This window comes from Sphingomonas hankyongi (assembly GCF_023516575.1).
In the GTDB taxonomy this organism is placed as follows: domain Bacteria; phylum Pseudomonadota; class Alphaproteobacteria; order Sphingomonadales; family Sphingomonadaceae; genus Sphingomicrobium; species Sphingomicrobium hankyongi.
Genome location: NZ_JAMGBE010000001.1, coordinates 749,411 through 763,414 on the forward strand (window position 1 = coordinate 749,411; position 14,004 = coordinate 763,414).

At 64.2% G+C, this 14,004-nt stretch carries 11 protein-coding genes; 5 read left to right on the top strand and 6 right to left on the bottom strand.

All coding sequences use genetic code 11. The features are described from left to right. Positions 1 to 44 precede the first annotated feature (44 nt). Together glpK and galE are read right to left on the bottom strand one after the other, a co-directional pair. Positions 45 to 1,532, bottom strand: coding sequence for a glycerol kinase GlpK (gene glpK, locus LZ538_RS04085; RefSeq protein ID WP_249830708.1), 1,488 nt, complete (start codon positions 1,530 to 1,532; stop codon positions 45 to 47). Then, positions 1,522 to 2,520 (bottom strand): UDP-glucose 4-epimerase GalE, encoded by a 999-nt coding sequence (gene galE / locus LZ538_RS04090; RefSeq protein ID WP_249830709.1) that lies wholly within the window; start codon positions 2,518 to 2,520, stop codon positions 1,522 to 1,524. Before galE ends, glpK begins: the two co-directional genes overlap by 11 nt. A 113-nt stretch (positions 2,521 to 2,633) precedes the next feature. Here galE and LZ538_RS04095 point away from each other — a divergent pair, with 113 nt between their 5' ends. The 3 genes from LZ538_RS04095 (at position 2,634) to gpmA (ending at position 6,373) form a co-directional block, all read left to right on the top strand. Further along, complete coding sequence (locus LZ538_RS04095) at positions 2,634 to 4,439, top strand: TIR domain-containing protein (RefSeq protein ID WP_249830710.1); 1,806 nt, start codon at positions 2,634 to 2,636, stop codon at positions 4,437 to 4,439. An 81-nt stretch (positions 4,440 to 4,520) separates the two neighbouring features. Beyond that, positions 4,521 to 5,687 carry a M14 family metallopeptidase gene (locus LZ538_RS04100; protein ID WP_249830711.1) on the top strand — a complete coding sequence of 389 codons (1,167 nt, stop codon included), beginning with the start codon at positions 4,521 to 4,523 and terminating at the stop codon, positions 5,685 to 5,687. Continuing rightward, positions 5,687 to 6,373, top strand: a complete 687-nt coding sequence (gene gpmA / locus LZ538_RS04105; RefSeq protein ID WP_249830712.1) for a 2,3-diphosphoglycerate-dependent phosphoglycerate mutase — start codon at positions 5,687 to 5,689, stop codon at positions 6,371 to 6,373. The genes LZ538_RS04100 and gpmA overlap by 1 nt, the downstream gene beginning before the upstream one ends. Here gpmA and LZ538_RS04110 read toward each other — a convergent pair. Continuing rightward, on the bottom strand, positions 6,370 to 6,948 hold the full coding sequence (locus LZ538_RS04110; protein WP_249830713.1) for a GGDEF domain-containing protein: 579 nt from the start codon (positions 6,946 to 6,948) through the stop codon (positions 6,370 to 6,372). The genes gpmA and LZ538_RS04110 overlap by 4 nt on opposite strands. 179 nt (positions 6,949 to 7,127) lie before the next feature. On the opposite strand from LZ538_RS04110, the gene purE reads away from it, so the two are divergent. Continuing rightward, a complete protein-coding gene (gene purE, locus LZ538_RS04115) occupies positions 7,128 to 7,610 on the top strand; it encodes a 5-(carboxyamino)imidazole ribonucleotide mutase (protein ID WP_249830714.1) in 483 nt (160 codons plus the stop codon). After that, on the top strand, positions 7,607 to 8,668 hold the full coding sequence (locus LZ538_RS04120; protein ID WP_249830715.1) for a 5-(carboxyamino)imidazole ribonucleotide synthase: 1,062 nt from the start codon (positions 7,607 to 7,609) through the stop codon (positions 8,666 to 8,668). Before purE ends, LZ538_RS04120 begins: the two co-directional genes overlap by 4 nt. A gap of 171 nt (positions 8,669 to 8,839) precedes the next feature. On the opposite strand, the gene LZ538_RS04125 is transcribed toward LZ538_RS04120, so the two are convergent. From LZ538_RS04125 to msrB, 3 genes are all read right to left on the bottom strand, one after another. Then, positions 8,840 to 10,489, bottom strand: a complete 1,650-nt coding sequence (locus LZ538_RS04125) for a sulfatase-like hydrolase/transferase (protein ID WP_249830716.1) — start codon at positions 10,487 to 10,489, stop codon at positions 8,840 to 8,842. An 83-nt stretch (positions 10,490 to 10,572) separates the two neighbouring features. Then, a complete protein-coding gene (locus tag LZ538_RS04130; protein ID WP_249830717.1) occupies positions 10,573 to 13,374 on the bottom strand; it encodes a M16 family metallopeptidase in 2,802 nt (933 codons plus the stop codon). Between the two features lie 103 nt (positions 13,375 to 13,477). Then, positions 13,478 to 13,963, bottom strand: coding sequence for a peptide-methionine (R)-S-oxide reductase MsrB (msrB, locus tag LZ538_RS04135; protein WP_249830718.1), 486 nt, complete (start codon positions 13,961 to 13,963; stop codon positions 13,478 to 13,480). Positions 13,964 to 14,004: the final 41 nt, after the last annotated feature.

Sequence of the window (14,004 nt, forward strand, 5' to 3'; positions counted from 1 at the left end):
CCTTTGATCTAGACCGACGCGAATTTACTGAGAAACGACTGGCGCTAGCGGCCAAGCGTTCGTGCGACGGCATCCTTCCATCCGTCGAGAAGCCGTGAACGCTCGCTCTCCGACATCCGAGGCTCGAAAATGTCTGACCTTGCCCACGTGTTCGGCAACGCCTCGATGCCTGACCAAATGCCGGTCGCGAGGCCGGCATGAAATGCTACGCCCAGCGCCGTCGTCTCGACATTCGCGGGGCGCTGCACAGGCACTTCGAGGATGTCGGCGAGGAATTGGCACATCCAGTCGTTCCCGGCCATTCCGCCATCGACGCGGATGGCCGTTGCCTTCCGCCCGGCGTCACCCGTCATGGCCGTTGTGAGATCGAACGTCTGATAGGCAACCGACTCCAGTGCCGCCCGCGCGAGATGCGCCCCTGTCGCATCGAGCGTCAGGCCGAGGATCGCACCGCGCGCTTCCGGTTCCCAATATGGCGCGCCAAGGCCGACAAAGGCCGGAACCATGTAGATCCCGTGGCTGCTCTCGACGCGCGTCGCCAGGCTGTCGGTGTCTCGCGCATCCGCAATTACTCCCAGGCCGTCTCGCAGCCATTTGACCGCAGCGCCTGCAACGAAGATCGAGCCCTCGAGGGCGTAGGATGTCTCACCGTTGATCCGATAGGCGGGGGTTGTCAGCAATCGGTTATGGGATTCGATCGGCTCTTGGCCTGTATTGAGCAGCAGGAAGCAGCCTGTTCCGTAGGTCGATTTGACCATCCCAGGTGCGAAGCAGCCCTGCCCGAACAATGCCGCCTGCTGGTCGCCCGCCATTCCGCCAACCGGGATCGGAGCGCCGAAAAGGTCGGACAGGGTGGCACCGAAGATGTGGCAATTATCGTGGACATCCGGAAGGATCGCTTCAGGCACATCGAACATCCGGCAGAGTTCCGCGTCCCAGCTTTGCGCATGAATGTCGAACAGCATCGTGCGCGAGGCGTTGGTGACATCGGTCGCGTGAACCGCGCCGCCAGTGAGCCGCCAGAGAAGGAAGCTGTCGATCGTTCCGAAGGCCAGCTCGCCTCGATCTGCCCGTTCGCGCGCTCCCTCAACATGGTCGAGAATCCATGCGAGCTTGGTTGCTGAAAAATACGGATCGAGAAGCAGTCCGGTTTTGGCGGTCACGAGCGGCTCCGCGCTGTCAGCCCGCAGGCGAGCACAATGGTCGGCACCGCGCCGATCTTGCCAAACGATCGCGCGATGAATCGGCTGTCCCGTTGCGCGATCCCACACGACGGCCGTCTCGCGCTGGTTGGTGATTCCAATCCCAGCAATGCCAGGCATGGGGACGCCACTCATGGCGACGGCATCCCGAGCCGTCGCCAGAACGCTTTGCCAAATCTCCTCGGGATCATGCTCAACCCAGCCGAGCCGGGGATAATGCTGGGTTAGCTCGCGTTGCGCGTGAGCGACCTTTTGTCCGCTGGCATCGAACAGGACCGCCCTCGTCGAGGTTGTGCCCTGGTCGATGGCGAGGACATGGTCAGAGCGCATTCGCCAGCAGCTTTCGCTCCCAGGCGAGCGCATCCCCGACGATCTCGTCGATGTCGGCGTGAGCCGGCCGCCAGTCGAGCTCTGCGAGCAGCTTCGCGTTCCCGGCGACCAGCATCGGCGCATCGCCCGCGCGCCTTCCCTCCATGGCCCGCGCGATTGGCGAGCCATTGGCCCGGTCGACTGCGTCGAGGACTTCAAGCACTGAAAGCCCGCGCCCGTAGCCGCAGTTCATGACCAGATTCTGCTCGGGCCGCTCGATCAGCTTCTCCAGCGCTGCGACATGCGCCGCAGCAAGATCGCTGACGTGGATGTAATCGCGAATGCAGGTGCCGTCGGGCGTCGGATAGTCCGATCCATAGACAGCGACATGGTCTCGCTTGCCGACGGCTGCCTCGACCGCGACCTTTATGAGATGTGTCGAACCGCGCCCGATCTGGCCGGACCGGCCCTGGGGATCGGCCCCTGCCACATTGAAGTAGCGCAGGGCGCCGTAGTTGAACGGATAGGCGGCCGAGGCGTCTTCCAGCATCCGCTCGGTCATCAGCTTCGACGCGCCATAGGGATTGATGGGCTGCTTCGGATCGCTCTCCTCCACCGGTACCCGCTCCGGCGCGCCGTACACTGCGGCAGTGGAGGAAAAGAGGATATGCTTCACGCCCGCCGCGACCGCGGCGGTGACCAGCGAGTGCGAAGCGACGGTGTTGTTCCGGTAATAATCGAGCGGCTTCTCGACGCTCTCCGGCACCACGATTGAGCCCGCGAAATGCATGATCGCGCCGGTCCGTTGTTCCGCGAAAATGCGCTCGACGAGAAGCGTGTCCGCGATATTGCCTTCGTAGAAGGGCACGCCTTCCGGCACGACCTGCCGCGTTCCGTTGGACAGATCGTCGATGACTGCCACGCTCCAGCCCGCGTCGAGCAGGGCCAGGACCGCATGGCTTCCGATATATCCGGCGCCGCCGGTTACGAGCACTGGAACCTTGTTCATCGCACGGCGCTAGCGAAGCGGCGGCATATGCGCCAGACCAGAACTATTGCCGTTTACCCCTTCGTGATGACTCGTTGGTAAACTCCTGATATCGCACGCCCGAAGGGGCTTGGATGACGGACATTTTCGTCTCCTACGCGAGGAGTGACGAACCGCACGCGCAACGGGTCACCGAGGCGCTTCGGGCGGACGGCTTCCGTGTCTGGCGCGACGAGGACCTTCCCGCGCACCGGCCTTACGCCGAGGTAATCGAGGAACGGCTGAACTCCGCCAAGGCGGTGATCGTTATCTGGTCGGCCGAAGCGGCCAGGTCGCACTGGGTGCGCGCCGAGGCCGATACCGCGCGCACCGCGGGAACACTCGTGCAGGCGACGCTCGACGGCAGCATGCCGCCGCTGCCCTTCAACCAGATCCACTGCGCCGACCTCAGCAGCTGGGACGGCAAGAACCATGCGCCCGGCTGGGCCAAGCTCAAGGACAGCGTCGCCGCCCTTGCTGGCGCTCCTCCGTCCGCAGCCGCGGCGACCAAGGGCAAGCGCGCTGCCCACAGCCAGGTCTGCGTCTGCGTGCTGCCATTCCAGAACATGAGCGGAGACGCCGAGCAGGAATATTTCAGCGACGGTATCAGCGAGGACATCACGACCGATCTGTCCAAGATCTCCGCGCTCGGCGTGACCGCCCGGAATACCGCCTTTACCTTCAAGGGCCGCGCGGTCCACGTCTGCGAGGTGGCGAAAGAGCTCGGAGTCAGCCACGTGCTCGAAGGCAGCGTGCGCAAGGTCGGGGACCGCGTGCGCATCAATTCGCAGCTGATCGACGGCGCCACCGGCGAGCATGTCTGGGCCGAACGCTACGACCGCGACCTCACCGACATCTTCGCCATACAGGACGAGATCAGCCACTCGATCGTTCGCGCATTGAAGCTCAAGCTGATGCCCGACGAGCGCAAGGCGATCGAGCAGCGCGGAACGGCCAACGCCGACGCCTACAAATTGTACCTGCTCGCGCGCCAATATTGGGTCACCGGCAACCACGGCGACATCAAGCGCGAGGAGCGCGTGATGCGGATCGCAAGCAAGGCGGTCGAGCTCGATCCTTATTATGCGCACGCATGGGCGCTGCTCGGGCTCGCCCAGTCCAACCTTCGCTACGGCTTCCGCAGCGAGGTGGAGGATGGAGTCGCCGCCGCGCATACCGCGCTCGCCATCGACGCGACCATCGCCGAGGCCCATTGTCCGATGGTCCGGCGGCTGGAGCAGCGAGGGCTCCACGACGATGCCGCTGCGGCCCTTCAGAAGGCGCTCGAGCTCGACCCCGAATCATGGGAAGTGAACAAGGAAGCCGCGCGCGTCCGGATCCGCGAGCGCCGGATAGAAGACGCCACGCGGCACTATGAGAAGGCCGTGTCGGTGATGGACTCCGACCTCCATGCCTGGGGTTGGCTGGTCAGCTGCTATCATGCGCTCGGCAATGCCGAGGCCGAGCGTGAAGCAGCGGAAATGGCGGTCGCCCGAGCGGAAGACGTGCTTTCCCACGACCCGAGCAACGGTGCGGCATTGAGCTTCGGCGCGCGCGGCCTCGCCGTGCTGGGCAAGGTCGACAACGCGCGCGAGTGGATGGAGCGCGCCATGCTCGTCGATTTCGACAACCTCGACATGCGCTTCAACTTCGCCCGCATGCTTGCCGCCCAGCTCGACGACCTGGATGGCGCCCTCAAGCTTCTCCAGCGCAACTTCTCGTCAATCGACGCCTACATGCTCAAATTGGCCGAAGCAGACCCCGACCTCGATGCGCTTCGCGGAGATTCCCGTTTCCTGAACATGATGGCGCGCGCGAAGAGTCGGCTGGGCGTCAAGGAGGAAGGCGGGATCGCTGCGGCGCTTGGCGCATCGCCTGCTTCCCGTTCGGCCGGCCTGTAATGGCGCGCCGCTGTTTGCCTGATCGCGAGCGCCGCACTATCAGCCCGGCCTGACTTCCACCTCATTGTTCAAGAAGGTCCGATGGCACTGGTGATTTCGAGCGCGTTCGACGCGGGCAATATTCGCGTCGCGAAGCAGAATGGGGACACGGTCGATCTGGAGATCGTGACCGATCACATGTCCGACTTCTATCAATGGTTCTACTTCCGGCTGTCGGGAGCAGCGGGCCGCGAGGTCACCCTGCGCATCACAAATTGCGCCGCTTCCGCCTATCCCAACGGCTGGCCCGACTACAAAGGCGTGATGTCGCTCGACCGCGAGGACTGGATCCGGATTTCGGAAACGAGTTACGCCGATGGCGTCCTGACGATGAAGCTCACGGCGCCGCAGGACTTGGTCTGGATTGCTTACTTCGCGCCTTATTCGATGGAGCGGCACCACGATCTCGTGACGCAGACCGCGGCGCTTCCCGGCGTCGGCTACCGCTCGCTCGGAAAGAGCCTCGATGGTCAGGACCTCGATTGCCTGACGATCGGCGAGGGCCCTCTCAATGTCTGGCTCTACGCACGTCAGCATCCCGGCGAGACCATGGCCGAATGGTGGATGGAAGGCGCGCTTGAGAAGCTCACCGACGAAGACGATCCTGTGGCCCGCGTACTGCGGTCCGAATGCACCTTCCGCATCGTTCCCAATATGAATCCCGACGGATCGAGGCGCGGCCACCTCCGGACCAACGCGGCGGGCATGAACCTCAACCGCGAATGGCATGCGCCTTCGGCCGAGAAGAGCCCCGAGGTCCTCTGCGTCCGCAATGCCATGGACGAGACCGGCGTCGATTTCGCGATGGACGTCCACGGCGACGAGGCGATTCCGGCCAACTTCCTCGCAGGATTCGAAGGAATCCCATCGCACACCGATCGCCAGCAGCGGCTCTTCAACCTGTTCGGCGAAACGCTCGAGCGCATCTCGCCCGATTTCCAGCGCGAGCAGGGCTATGAAATTCCCGCGCCGGGCGAGGCGAACATGTCGATGTCCACGACGCAGCTGGCGGAGCGCTACGGCTGCGTTTCGATGACCCTTGAAATGCCCTTCAAGGACAATTTCAACCTGCCCGACGAAGTCTACGGCTGGTCGCCTCAGCGCTCGAAATATCTCGCCTATGCGTGCCTCGATTCGCTGCACGCGATCCTTCCGGAGCTGAAGGCCGCGCGGACCGAGAAAGCGAAGACCGAGAAAGAGCTCGCCTGATGCCGACGCTCGTGCTGCTCCGGCACGGCCAGTCGCAGTGGAATCTGGAAAATCGTTTCACTGGCTGGTGGGACGTCGACCTTAGCGAGAAAGGCATTGCCGAAGCGCGAGCCGCCGGCGCGCTCCTTCGCGACCGCGGCCTGGATTTCGACTGCTGCTTCACCAGCGTGCTGACGCGCGCCATCCGCACGCTACACCTTGTGTTGCATCAGATGGATCGACTGTGGCTTCCGGTGACCAAGGACTGGCGCCTGAACGAGCGGCACTATGGCGGCCTGACCGGCCTCAACAAGCAGGAGATGATCGACAAGGTTGGCGCGGATCAGGTCAAGATCTGGCGGCGCTCCTACGACATTCCGCCACCGGATTTGGCCGAAGACAGCCCGTACAATGTTTCCGGCGATCGCCGTTATTCCGATGTTGCGGTGCCACGCACGGAAAGCTTGAAGGACACCATCGCGCGCGCCGTCCCTTATTACGAAAAGGAGATTGCGCCGGCCCTCCATGCAGGCAAGCGCGTGCTGGTCTCAGCGCATGGCAACTCGCTTCGGGGAATCATCAAATATCTGTCGGACATCAGCGACGATGAGATCGTCGGGCTGGAGATCCCGACCGGCAAGCCGATCGTATACGACCTTGCGGACGACCTTTCGGTCAACCGCCGTTACTATCTGGAAGACGCTTAAGCCGCGGCCTTCCGGCGGTACATTTCCTCGTCAGCGCGCGCCATGACCTGCGCGGGCGTGTCTTCTCCGTCGATCATCGCCACACCGATCGCGACGCTGAGCGGAAGCGAATCACCGTCATGGCTGAACTCGCAATCGCAGATCAAATCGGCCAGACGATTCGCCGTATCGTGGGCGCTTGTCTGATCGGCATTTTCGATGAGGATTCCGAACTCGTCGCCGCCGATCCGCGCGACGACGTCGCTGCGCCGGACGCCCCGGCTCAACAGGTCGGCAACCTGGATGAGGGCCTCGTCGCCCGCGCCGTGGCCGAAAGTGTCGTTGATCATCTTCAAGCCGTCGAGATCGACGAAGAGCATCGCGGAGCGATGCCCATAACGTGCTGCACGATCGACCAGGCGTTCCAGCTCGCGCATGAAGCCGCGCCGGTTGGGCAGGCTGATAAGCGTATCCTGGTGGGCGAGCTGGTCGAGCTGCTGGATATGCTGCTCCAGCTGCGCGACATGTGCGCGCAGACGACCAATTTCAGTAACGAGCGCCTCGACGTCGTTCACTTCCGTCACTTGGTCAGACATGGCCCCCGAGCAGCCCCCTCTGTCGTGCATGATTCATAGCGGCAAACCAAAGCCTTGAAAATCCAGTTGCTTGGCCGCGCTCCCCACCTCGCTAGAATCGCACGGCCAAGCAGCAATTGCGTGCCACGAATCCTGCCCTTAAACGAGCCGCCTGTGGGCAACTGCACCAAGGCGGGACAATGACCGAGCCGCTCGTCGGCATCATCATGGGTAGCAAGTCCGATTGGGAGACGATGCGCCATGCGGCCGATACGTTGAGCGAGCTCGGCGTCGCCCACGAGACCAAGGTGGTCTCGGCGCATCGGACACCCAAGCGGCTCTATGACTATGCCCATTCCGCGCGCGACAGGGGCCTGAAGGTCATCATCGCGGGCGCCGGCGGGGCCGCCCATCTTCCGGGAATGACCGCGTCGATGACGTCACTGCCCGTTCTCGGGGTTCCGGTCGAAAGCCAGGCGCTAAAGGGCATGGATAGCTTGCTGTCGATCGTTCAGATGCCTGCGGGGGTGCCGGTAGGCACATTGGCGATCGGCAAGGCAGGTGCCGTCAACGCAGGACTGCTGGCGGCAGCGATCCTCGCCAATTCGGATTCGCAGCTCGCCTCCCGGCTCGAGGCGTGGAGGGAACACCAGACGGGATCGGTCGTCGAAGCTCCCGAATGACGATTGCTCCAGGGTCCACCATCGGCATCATCGGCGGCGGCCAGCTCGGCCGAATGTTGTCCGTGGCCGCGGCGCAACTCGGCTACAAATGCCATATCTTCGATCCCCACGAGCATCCCCCCGCAGCCGACGTAGCCGCCAGGTTCACGCGTGCAGGGTTCGACGACCCTGCCGCCATCGAGGAGTTCGGGAGGTCGGTAGATGTCGCGACCTACGAATTCGAAAATCTCGCCGTGGGTCCGCTGCGGATGCTGGGCGACACGCTCCAGCCCGGGACGCGGTCTCTTGCAGTCGCTCAGGACCGGGCGCTCGAAAAGCAATTCATTGAGGACTGCGGAGGAAAAGTCGCCCCGTGGCGTCAGGTATCGAACCTCGAAGAAGTGCGGCGCGCGATAGAGCAGCTCGGCTGCGCCGTCGTGCTGAAGACCCGCCGGTACGGCTACGACGGCAAGGGCCAGGCGTGGATCCGCGCCGAAAGCGAGTGCGAAGCATGTTGGCAGGCGATTGGCGAACAACCCGCCGTCGCAGAGTCGGCGGTGAATTTTGATGCGGAATTTTCGGTGATCGTCGCGCGGTGGGCCGACGGCCTCCACGCTTTCTGGGACTCGCCGGTGAACGAGCACCGCGAAGGGATTCTTCGGCGCTCGACGGTGCCTTGCACCGCGCTGGTGGCCCGTCAGGTCGACGAAGCTCGCGGAGCCGCACTGCGCATCGCGGAGGCGCTCGGGCATGTCGGTGTGCTCACGGTCGAGTTCTTCGCGAGCAAGGACGGGCCGCTCGTCAACGAGATCGCACCGCGCGTCCACAATAGCGGGCACTGGACGATCGAGGGCGCCGAGACGTCACAATTCGAGCAGCATATCCGGGCCGTCTGTGGTTTGCCGCCCGGCTCGACCCGCCTCGTGAGCACCGGCGCGACGATGGACAATTTGATCGGCGAAGATGTCGATCGCTGGCCCGAGCTTGTCGCCGAGGAAGGCGCACACCTCCACCTTTACGGCAAAGGCGAGGCGCGTCCGGGCCGCAAGATGGGCCACGTGACCCGTATCACTCGGTAATCGCCCGACCGGAACCGAACGACTGGCCAGCCATTATCGGCCCATCTCGAAGTTCAGGAGATGGAGTCATGCGTTCTGTCCTGCTGTGGCTGATCGGCGTCCCAATCCCGATCATTCTGCTCCTCGCCTTCTGCACCCATCATCTTTGAGGGGTGCGCGCCCCGCCGACACCTAGTTCGGCCAGTAGACATATTCCTGATCAGGCTTCCACGGCGCGTCGGCCGGCACGTCGATACGGATCGGCTCTTCGAGCAGGGCCGGCCATAAAGGCTTGCTCTGCTCGCGGTCATGAGCGGCCAATTCGGTCCGCAGGCGCGCCACGACATCGGGCCTCGCGCCCGAAAGGTCCTTCCGTTCCGTCGGATCCGCACGCAAATCGAACAGCCAGATGCGCGGGGGATTTCGCGACAGCTGCAATTTCCAGTCGCCATCCCGCACCGCTTCATAGCCGCCGGACCGCCAGAAGAGGGTTCGCCCGCGAAGAGGCGGCTCCTGCCCGGTCACGAATGGCAACAGGTTTATGCCGTCGATGGAACGCCCGGCGGGGAGTGCAGCCCCCGCTGCGGCGGCAATGGTCGGAAAGACATCGATATGCTGCGCAGGCATGACCAGGCCTTCACCCGCTGGAATCCTGTCCGGCCAGCGCAGGAAGAACGGCACGCGTATGCCACCCTCGAAAAAGGTGCCCTTCCAGCCGCGGTAAGGCTTGTTGATATCGGGAAGGCCCGCATACCAGGCGCCGCCGTTGTCGTTGGTGAAGATGACGAGCGTATTCTTGTCGATGCCCTCGGCCTTTAGCGCCGCCATCACCTCTCCGACGCCGCGGTCGAGAGCGCGGACCATCGCGCCATAAACTCGCAGCTTGTTATCCTTGATAGCGGCGAGGGCGTCATAGTCGCTCTTCTCCGCCTGGAACGGGGAATGGGGAGCGCTGTACGCCAGATACATGAAAAAGGGGCGATGGCGGTTCGCCCGGATCGCCGCGACGGCCTGGTCGCTTAAATAATCCGTCAGATATTCGCCGGCATGGAAGCGGGGACCTCCGTTGAACTGGACAGCGTCGGTAAGGGCCATCCAAAGCAGGCGATCCAGGGGGTCGCGCGGAAGCTTCGCGGCAAAGGCCGTGTCCGGCTCATATTTCGACGCTCCGGGCATGAAACCTAGGCTCTCGTCGAAGCCCTGCGCTTCGGGGCGCATCTCCGGCGCCTCGCCGAGGTGCCATTTGCCGAGATGGATCGTGTGATAACCGCGGGTCTTGAGCAATTCCGCGATCGTCACTTCCTCGGCAGGCATCCCCATCTCTTCCATCGGCGGCGCCTTTCCCTGGAGCTCGGCGTGGTAGATGGTCGGATGCAGCCGATCCTGCTGCGAGTAGCGCGGCACATATTTGGCGAGCTGGTCGGGAACGGCAGTGAACTCGAACCCAAAGCGCGTTGGGTATCGCCCGGTCATCAATGCCGCGCGCGACGGCGAGCAGGTCGCGTTGGCGGCGTAAGCTTCAATGAACTCTGCGCCCTGGCGCGCAATCGCATCGATGTTCGGTGTCGGCACCAGCCCCCCGGCAACGCCACTGCGGCCACCTCTGACCGTGAGATCGTTGATTCCGAGATCGTCGGCGACGATCAGGACGATGTTCGGCGGTCTGGGACCAGTCTCGGGAGTTTGCGGACCCTCCGCCCAATGCACGGCCTGTGCCGGCTCGACGGGGTGCCGAAGCCGGTCGGCGAAGACCAGGATCTGAACCGGATAGAAATGCCAGGCCAGCCCTGCGGCGAGCACCAGCAGTCCAAATATTGCGACCGGGATGGTGACCCGCTTCACGGCCGACTCCAAAGGATGGGCGTCAACGCGTTACCGGGTCGATATCTCCGTCCCGCCGGCTCGAACGCAAGCGGGGCGTAGCATCAGGGCGCCTCGACCGTCTCAATCGGCATCCCGAGCTTCTCCAGCTGCGGCCGCACTTTTGCGGCATCGCCGACGACGATCCAGGTGAAGCCGTTCGGGTCCACTGCCCTGCGGATGGCCTGGTCCGCGCTTGCGGTCGTCAGTGCGCGATATTTGCCTGGCAGCGTCTCGTAATAATTGTCGGGCCGGCCGAGCAGGTCCATGCGCATCAGCGCGCTGATCACGGCCCCGGCCGTCTCGAACTCGCCGGGCAGCTCGTTGATGCTGCGCGCTACCGTGCGCGTCAGCTCATCCTGGGTGACGCCCTTGGTGCTGAGGAAATCCTGGACCTGCTTGTTCAGCTCCGCGAGCGCATCGCCCGTGCGATCCGCCTGGACCGGCGCCGAGATCACATAGCTGGCGCTGTTCTCAAGCAGCCGCTCTCCGCCGCCGACGCCGTAGGACCATCCCTTGTCCTCGCGCAGGTCGAGGTTGAGCCGCGACAGGAAGCCGCCGCCCAGCGTGTCGTTTGCAGAGTGCAGCGGGATGATGTCGCCTTTCGGGTCGATCGGAAGCAGCTGCGCTCCGACGATGCTCGACTGCGGCGCTCCCGGCCTGTTGACGAGCAGGATCTTCTGCGCGGTCGGCCGCGGCGGGGGCGCCGTAAAGGTCTTCGTACCCTTCGCCGCCGCGGGCGCTGCCCAATGCCCAAGCCGCGTCTCCAGCATCGGCTTCACCTCCGACAACGGCAGGTTCGACACGACGAAGAACTTCGCATTGTCGGGCCGCAGCCAGCGCTGCTGGAAGTTGGCGAGGTCGGCGCGCGTGAATGCGGCGATCGCCTTGGGGTCTCCCCCGGACGGGCCGCCATAAGGGTGCGAAGCGCCGAACAGGACGCCCGGCAGCACGCGGTTCGCGACTCGCGTCGGGTCCTTCTGCAGCTGCGCGATGCCGGTCAGCGCCTGCGCCTTCACGCGCTCGATTTCGGCCGGCTCGAACGCCGGGTTCAGCACCACGTCGGTGAACAGGTCGAGCGACGCCGCAAGGTTCGGCGAGAGCGTGTTCAGCATCACGTACGACCGGTCGGCCGAATTGCTCGAGCTGACGTTCGCGCCCAGCCGCTCCTCCGCCTCCGCGATCTCCTGCGAAGACAATGACGTCGTGCCTTCGTCCATCAGGCCCATCGTCATTCCCGCGAGCCCGCGCGCGCTCACCGGATCGGCTGCGTCGCCGGCATCGAACTGGAGCGCGAGCTGGGTGACCGGAACGCCGGTGCGCTGGACGAACTCGACCGGTATCCCGTTGGCGAGCTGGGTATGCTCGATGGCAGGGAAGTCGAGCGCGGACAATTGCCCCAGCGGCGGCACCTGCCTCGTCGGCTTGGCTGCGGGAGCGGCGGACTCCGATTTCGCAGCCGCCGCGGCCTTTGTTTCGGCATAGTCTGCATCACGCTCGCCCGGCACCAAGGTGATCGTCAGCGGCGGGCGGCTGATCCACTGCCGCATCGCCGCGCGAACGATGGCCGGCGTTATCCCGGCATAAGCGGCAAGCGTCTTTTTGTAATAATCGCTGTCGTTGGCGTAGGTCTGGCCCTCGGCGAGCGTCACCGCCTTGCCGCCGAAACCGCCGACCTGCTCGAGCCCGCGGATGCGCCCGCCGACCTCGCCCATGATCGCGCGCTGCACCTCGTCCTCGGTGGGGCCCTTGGCCAGGTAATCCGCGAGCACCTCGTCGAGCCGTTTCGACACGAGCGCGGGATCGACGCCCGGCTTCACCGTCGCGGTCATCGTGAAGATCCCCGCGCGCTGCAACGGTATGAGGTCGGCAGTCACGCCGACCGCGATCTTCTCCTCGCGCACCAGGAGCTTGTCGAGCCGCGAGCTGGCAAGCCCGCCGAGCACCGATCCGCCGATGTCCAGCGCGGCAAGCCTCTTGTCGAGCAGGCCCGGCACCGCCCAGAAGCGCTGGATCGTCGTTGCCGCGACATTGTCCTTCATCTCGATCGACTGCGGCTTGGCCAGCGTCGGCACGGTCGCCATCGCCGGGCGGTTGACCGGCCCGCGCCCAATGCTTCCGAAATATTTCTCGACCAGCGGCTTTGCTTCCGCGGCCGTCACGTCGCCGGCGATCACCAGCACTGCGTTGTTCGGCCCATATCGGTCGCGGAACCACTGCTTCACGTCTTCGAGGCTCGCGGCATCGAGATCGGCCATCGAGCCGATGGTCGTGTGATGGTATGGATGGCCGTCCGGGAACAGCCGGCCGAACATCTCATATTGGACGAGGCCGCCGGGCTGGCTGTCGCCCTGCCTCTTCTCGTTCTGGACGACGCTGCGCTGGTTATCGAGCACGCCCTGGGTGACCGCCCCGAGCAGATAGCCCATGCGGTCGCTTTCCATGAACAGGGTCCGCTCGAGCGCGCCCTTCGGCACCGTCTCGAAATAATTCGTGCGGTCGTAGGAGGTGGTGCCGTTGTAGTCGGTGGCCCCGATCTGCTGCAGATATTCGAAATAATCGCCGGGAAGATTCTCGGTCCCGTTGAACATCAGATGCTCGAACAAATGCGCGAAGCCGGTCTTGCCTTTCGGCTCATCCTTCGACCCCACGTTATACCAGGTGCTGACCGCGACGATCGGGGTCTTGTGATCCTCGTGGACGATGAACGTCAGGCCGTTCGCCAGGCGGAAGGTCGAATGGGGAATGGTGATCTGCTTGACCAGTGTCGGGATCGGGACCGACTTCGCTATCGGCGCGGCAGCAAGCGGCGGACAGGTGAGGACCGCGGCTGCGGTCAAAAGTGCAAGGCGGCTCAGGACGCGCATCGGCTACAGGTCTCCGGGCAGAAAATGTCAGGCGCAACCTAAAGCCGCGCGCGATCAACACAATTGCTGTCGGGCAAGACGGCTGGCTTTTCGATGAACGGGTTCAGGCGCCTAAGGGTTCGCCTTCGGGAGCACCTCGTCCAAGCTTGTCGGGCAACGGTTCGTCCGCCGGCGTGAAATCCAGGCTCACCGAGTTGATGCAATAGCGCTCGCCGGTGGGCGGCGGCCCGTCGGGGAAGACATGGCCCTGGTGCGATCCGCAGCGTGCGCAGACGATCTCCGTGCGGATCATGCCGTAGCTTGTGTCCTGGATGTATTTGAGATGGTCGGCCGCAAAGGGCTGGGTGAAGCTCGGCCATCCGGTCCCGCTCTCAAACTTTGCTCCGCCCCTGAACAGGGGCAGTCCGCACAGCCGGCACGTGAAGGCCCCCGGCCGCTTCTCGTCGAGGAACACGCCGCAAAATGGGGCTTCGGTGCCATGCTCCAGCAACACGTGGCGCTCTTCGTCCGTGAGGTCCGCCTCCAGGCCGCGCAACTGGTCGGCGCTCGGCGGCGTCAGGTCGAACTGCAAGGTGGTGAGGTCATTCATGCGCTTCTCCTCGAAGCGGGGCCCATAGCAGTTTTTGCTCG

Coding starts and splice junctions, on each gene's coding strand:
- glpK (WP_249830708.1), bottom strand. CDS start 1,532: ATGCGCTCTGACCATGTCCTCGCCATCGACCAGGGCACAACCTCGACG.
- galE (WP_249830709.1), bottom strand. CDS start 2,520: ATGAACAAGGTTCCAGTGCTCGTAACCGGCGGCGCCGGATATATCGGA.
- LZ538_RS04095 (WP_249830710.1), top strand. CDS start 2,634: ATGACGGACATTTTCGTCTCCTACGCGAGGAGTGACGAACCGCACGCG.
- LZ538_RS04100 (WP_249830711.1), top strand. CDS start 4,521: ATGGCACTGGTGATTTCGAGCGCGTTCGACGCGGGCAATATTCGCGTC.
- gpmA (WP_249830712.1), top strand. CDS start 5,687: ATGCCGACGCTCGTGCTGCTCCGGCACGGCCAGTCGCAGTGGAATCTG.
- LZ538_RS04110 (WP_249830713.1), bottom strand. CDS start 6,948: ATGTCTGACCAAGTGACGGAAGTGAACGACGTCGAGGCGCTCGTTACT.
- purE (WP_249830714.1), top strand. CDS start 7,128: ATGACCGAGCCGCTCGTCGGCATCATCATGGGTAGCAAGTCCGATTGG.
- LZ538_RS04120 (WP_249830715.1), top strand. CDS start 7,607: ATGACGATTGCTCCAGGGTCCACCATCGGCATCATCGGCGGCGGCCAG.
- LZ538_RS04130 (WP_249830717.1), bottom strand. CDS start 13,374: ATGCGCGTCCTGAGCCGCCTTGCACTTTTGACCGCAGCCGCGGTCCTC.
- msrB (WP_249830718.1), bottom strand. CDS start 13,963: ATGAATGACCTCACCACCTTGCAGTTCGACCTGACGCCGCCGAGCGCC.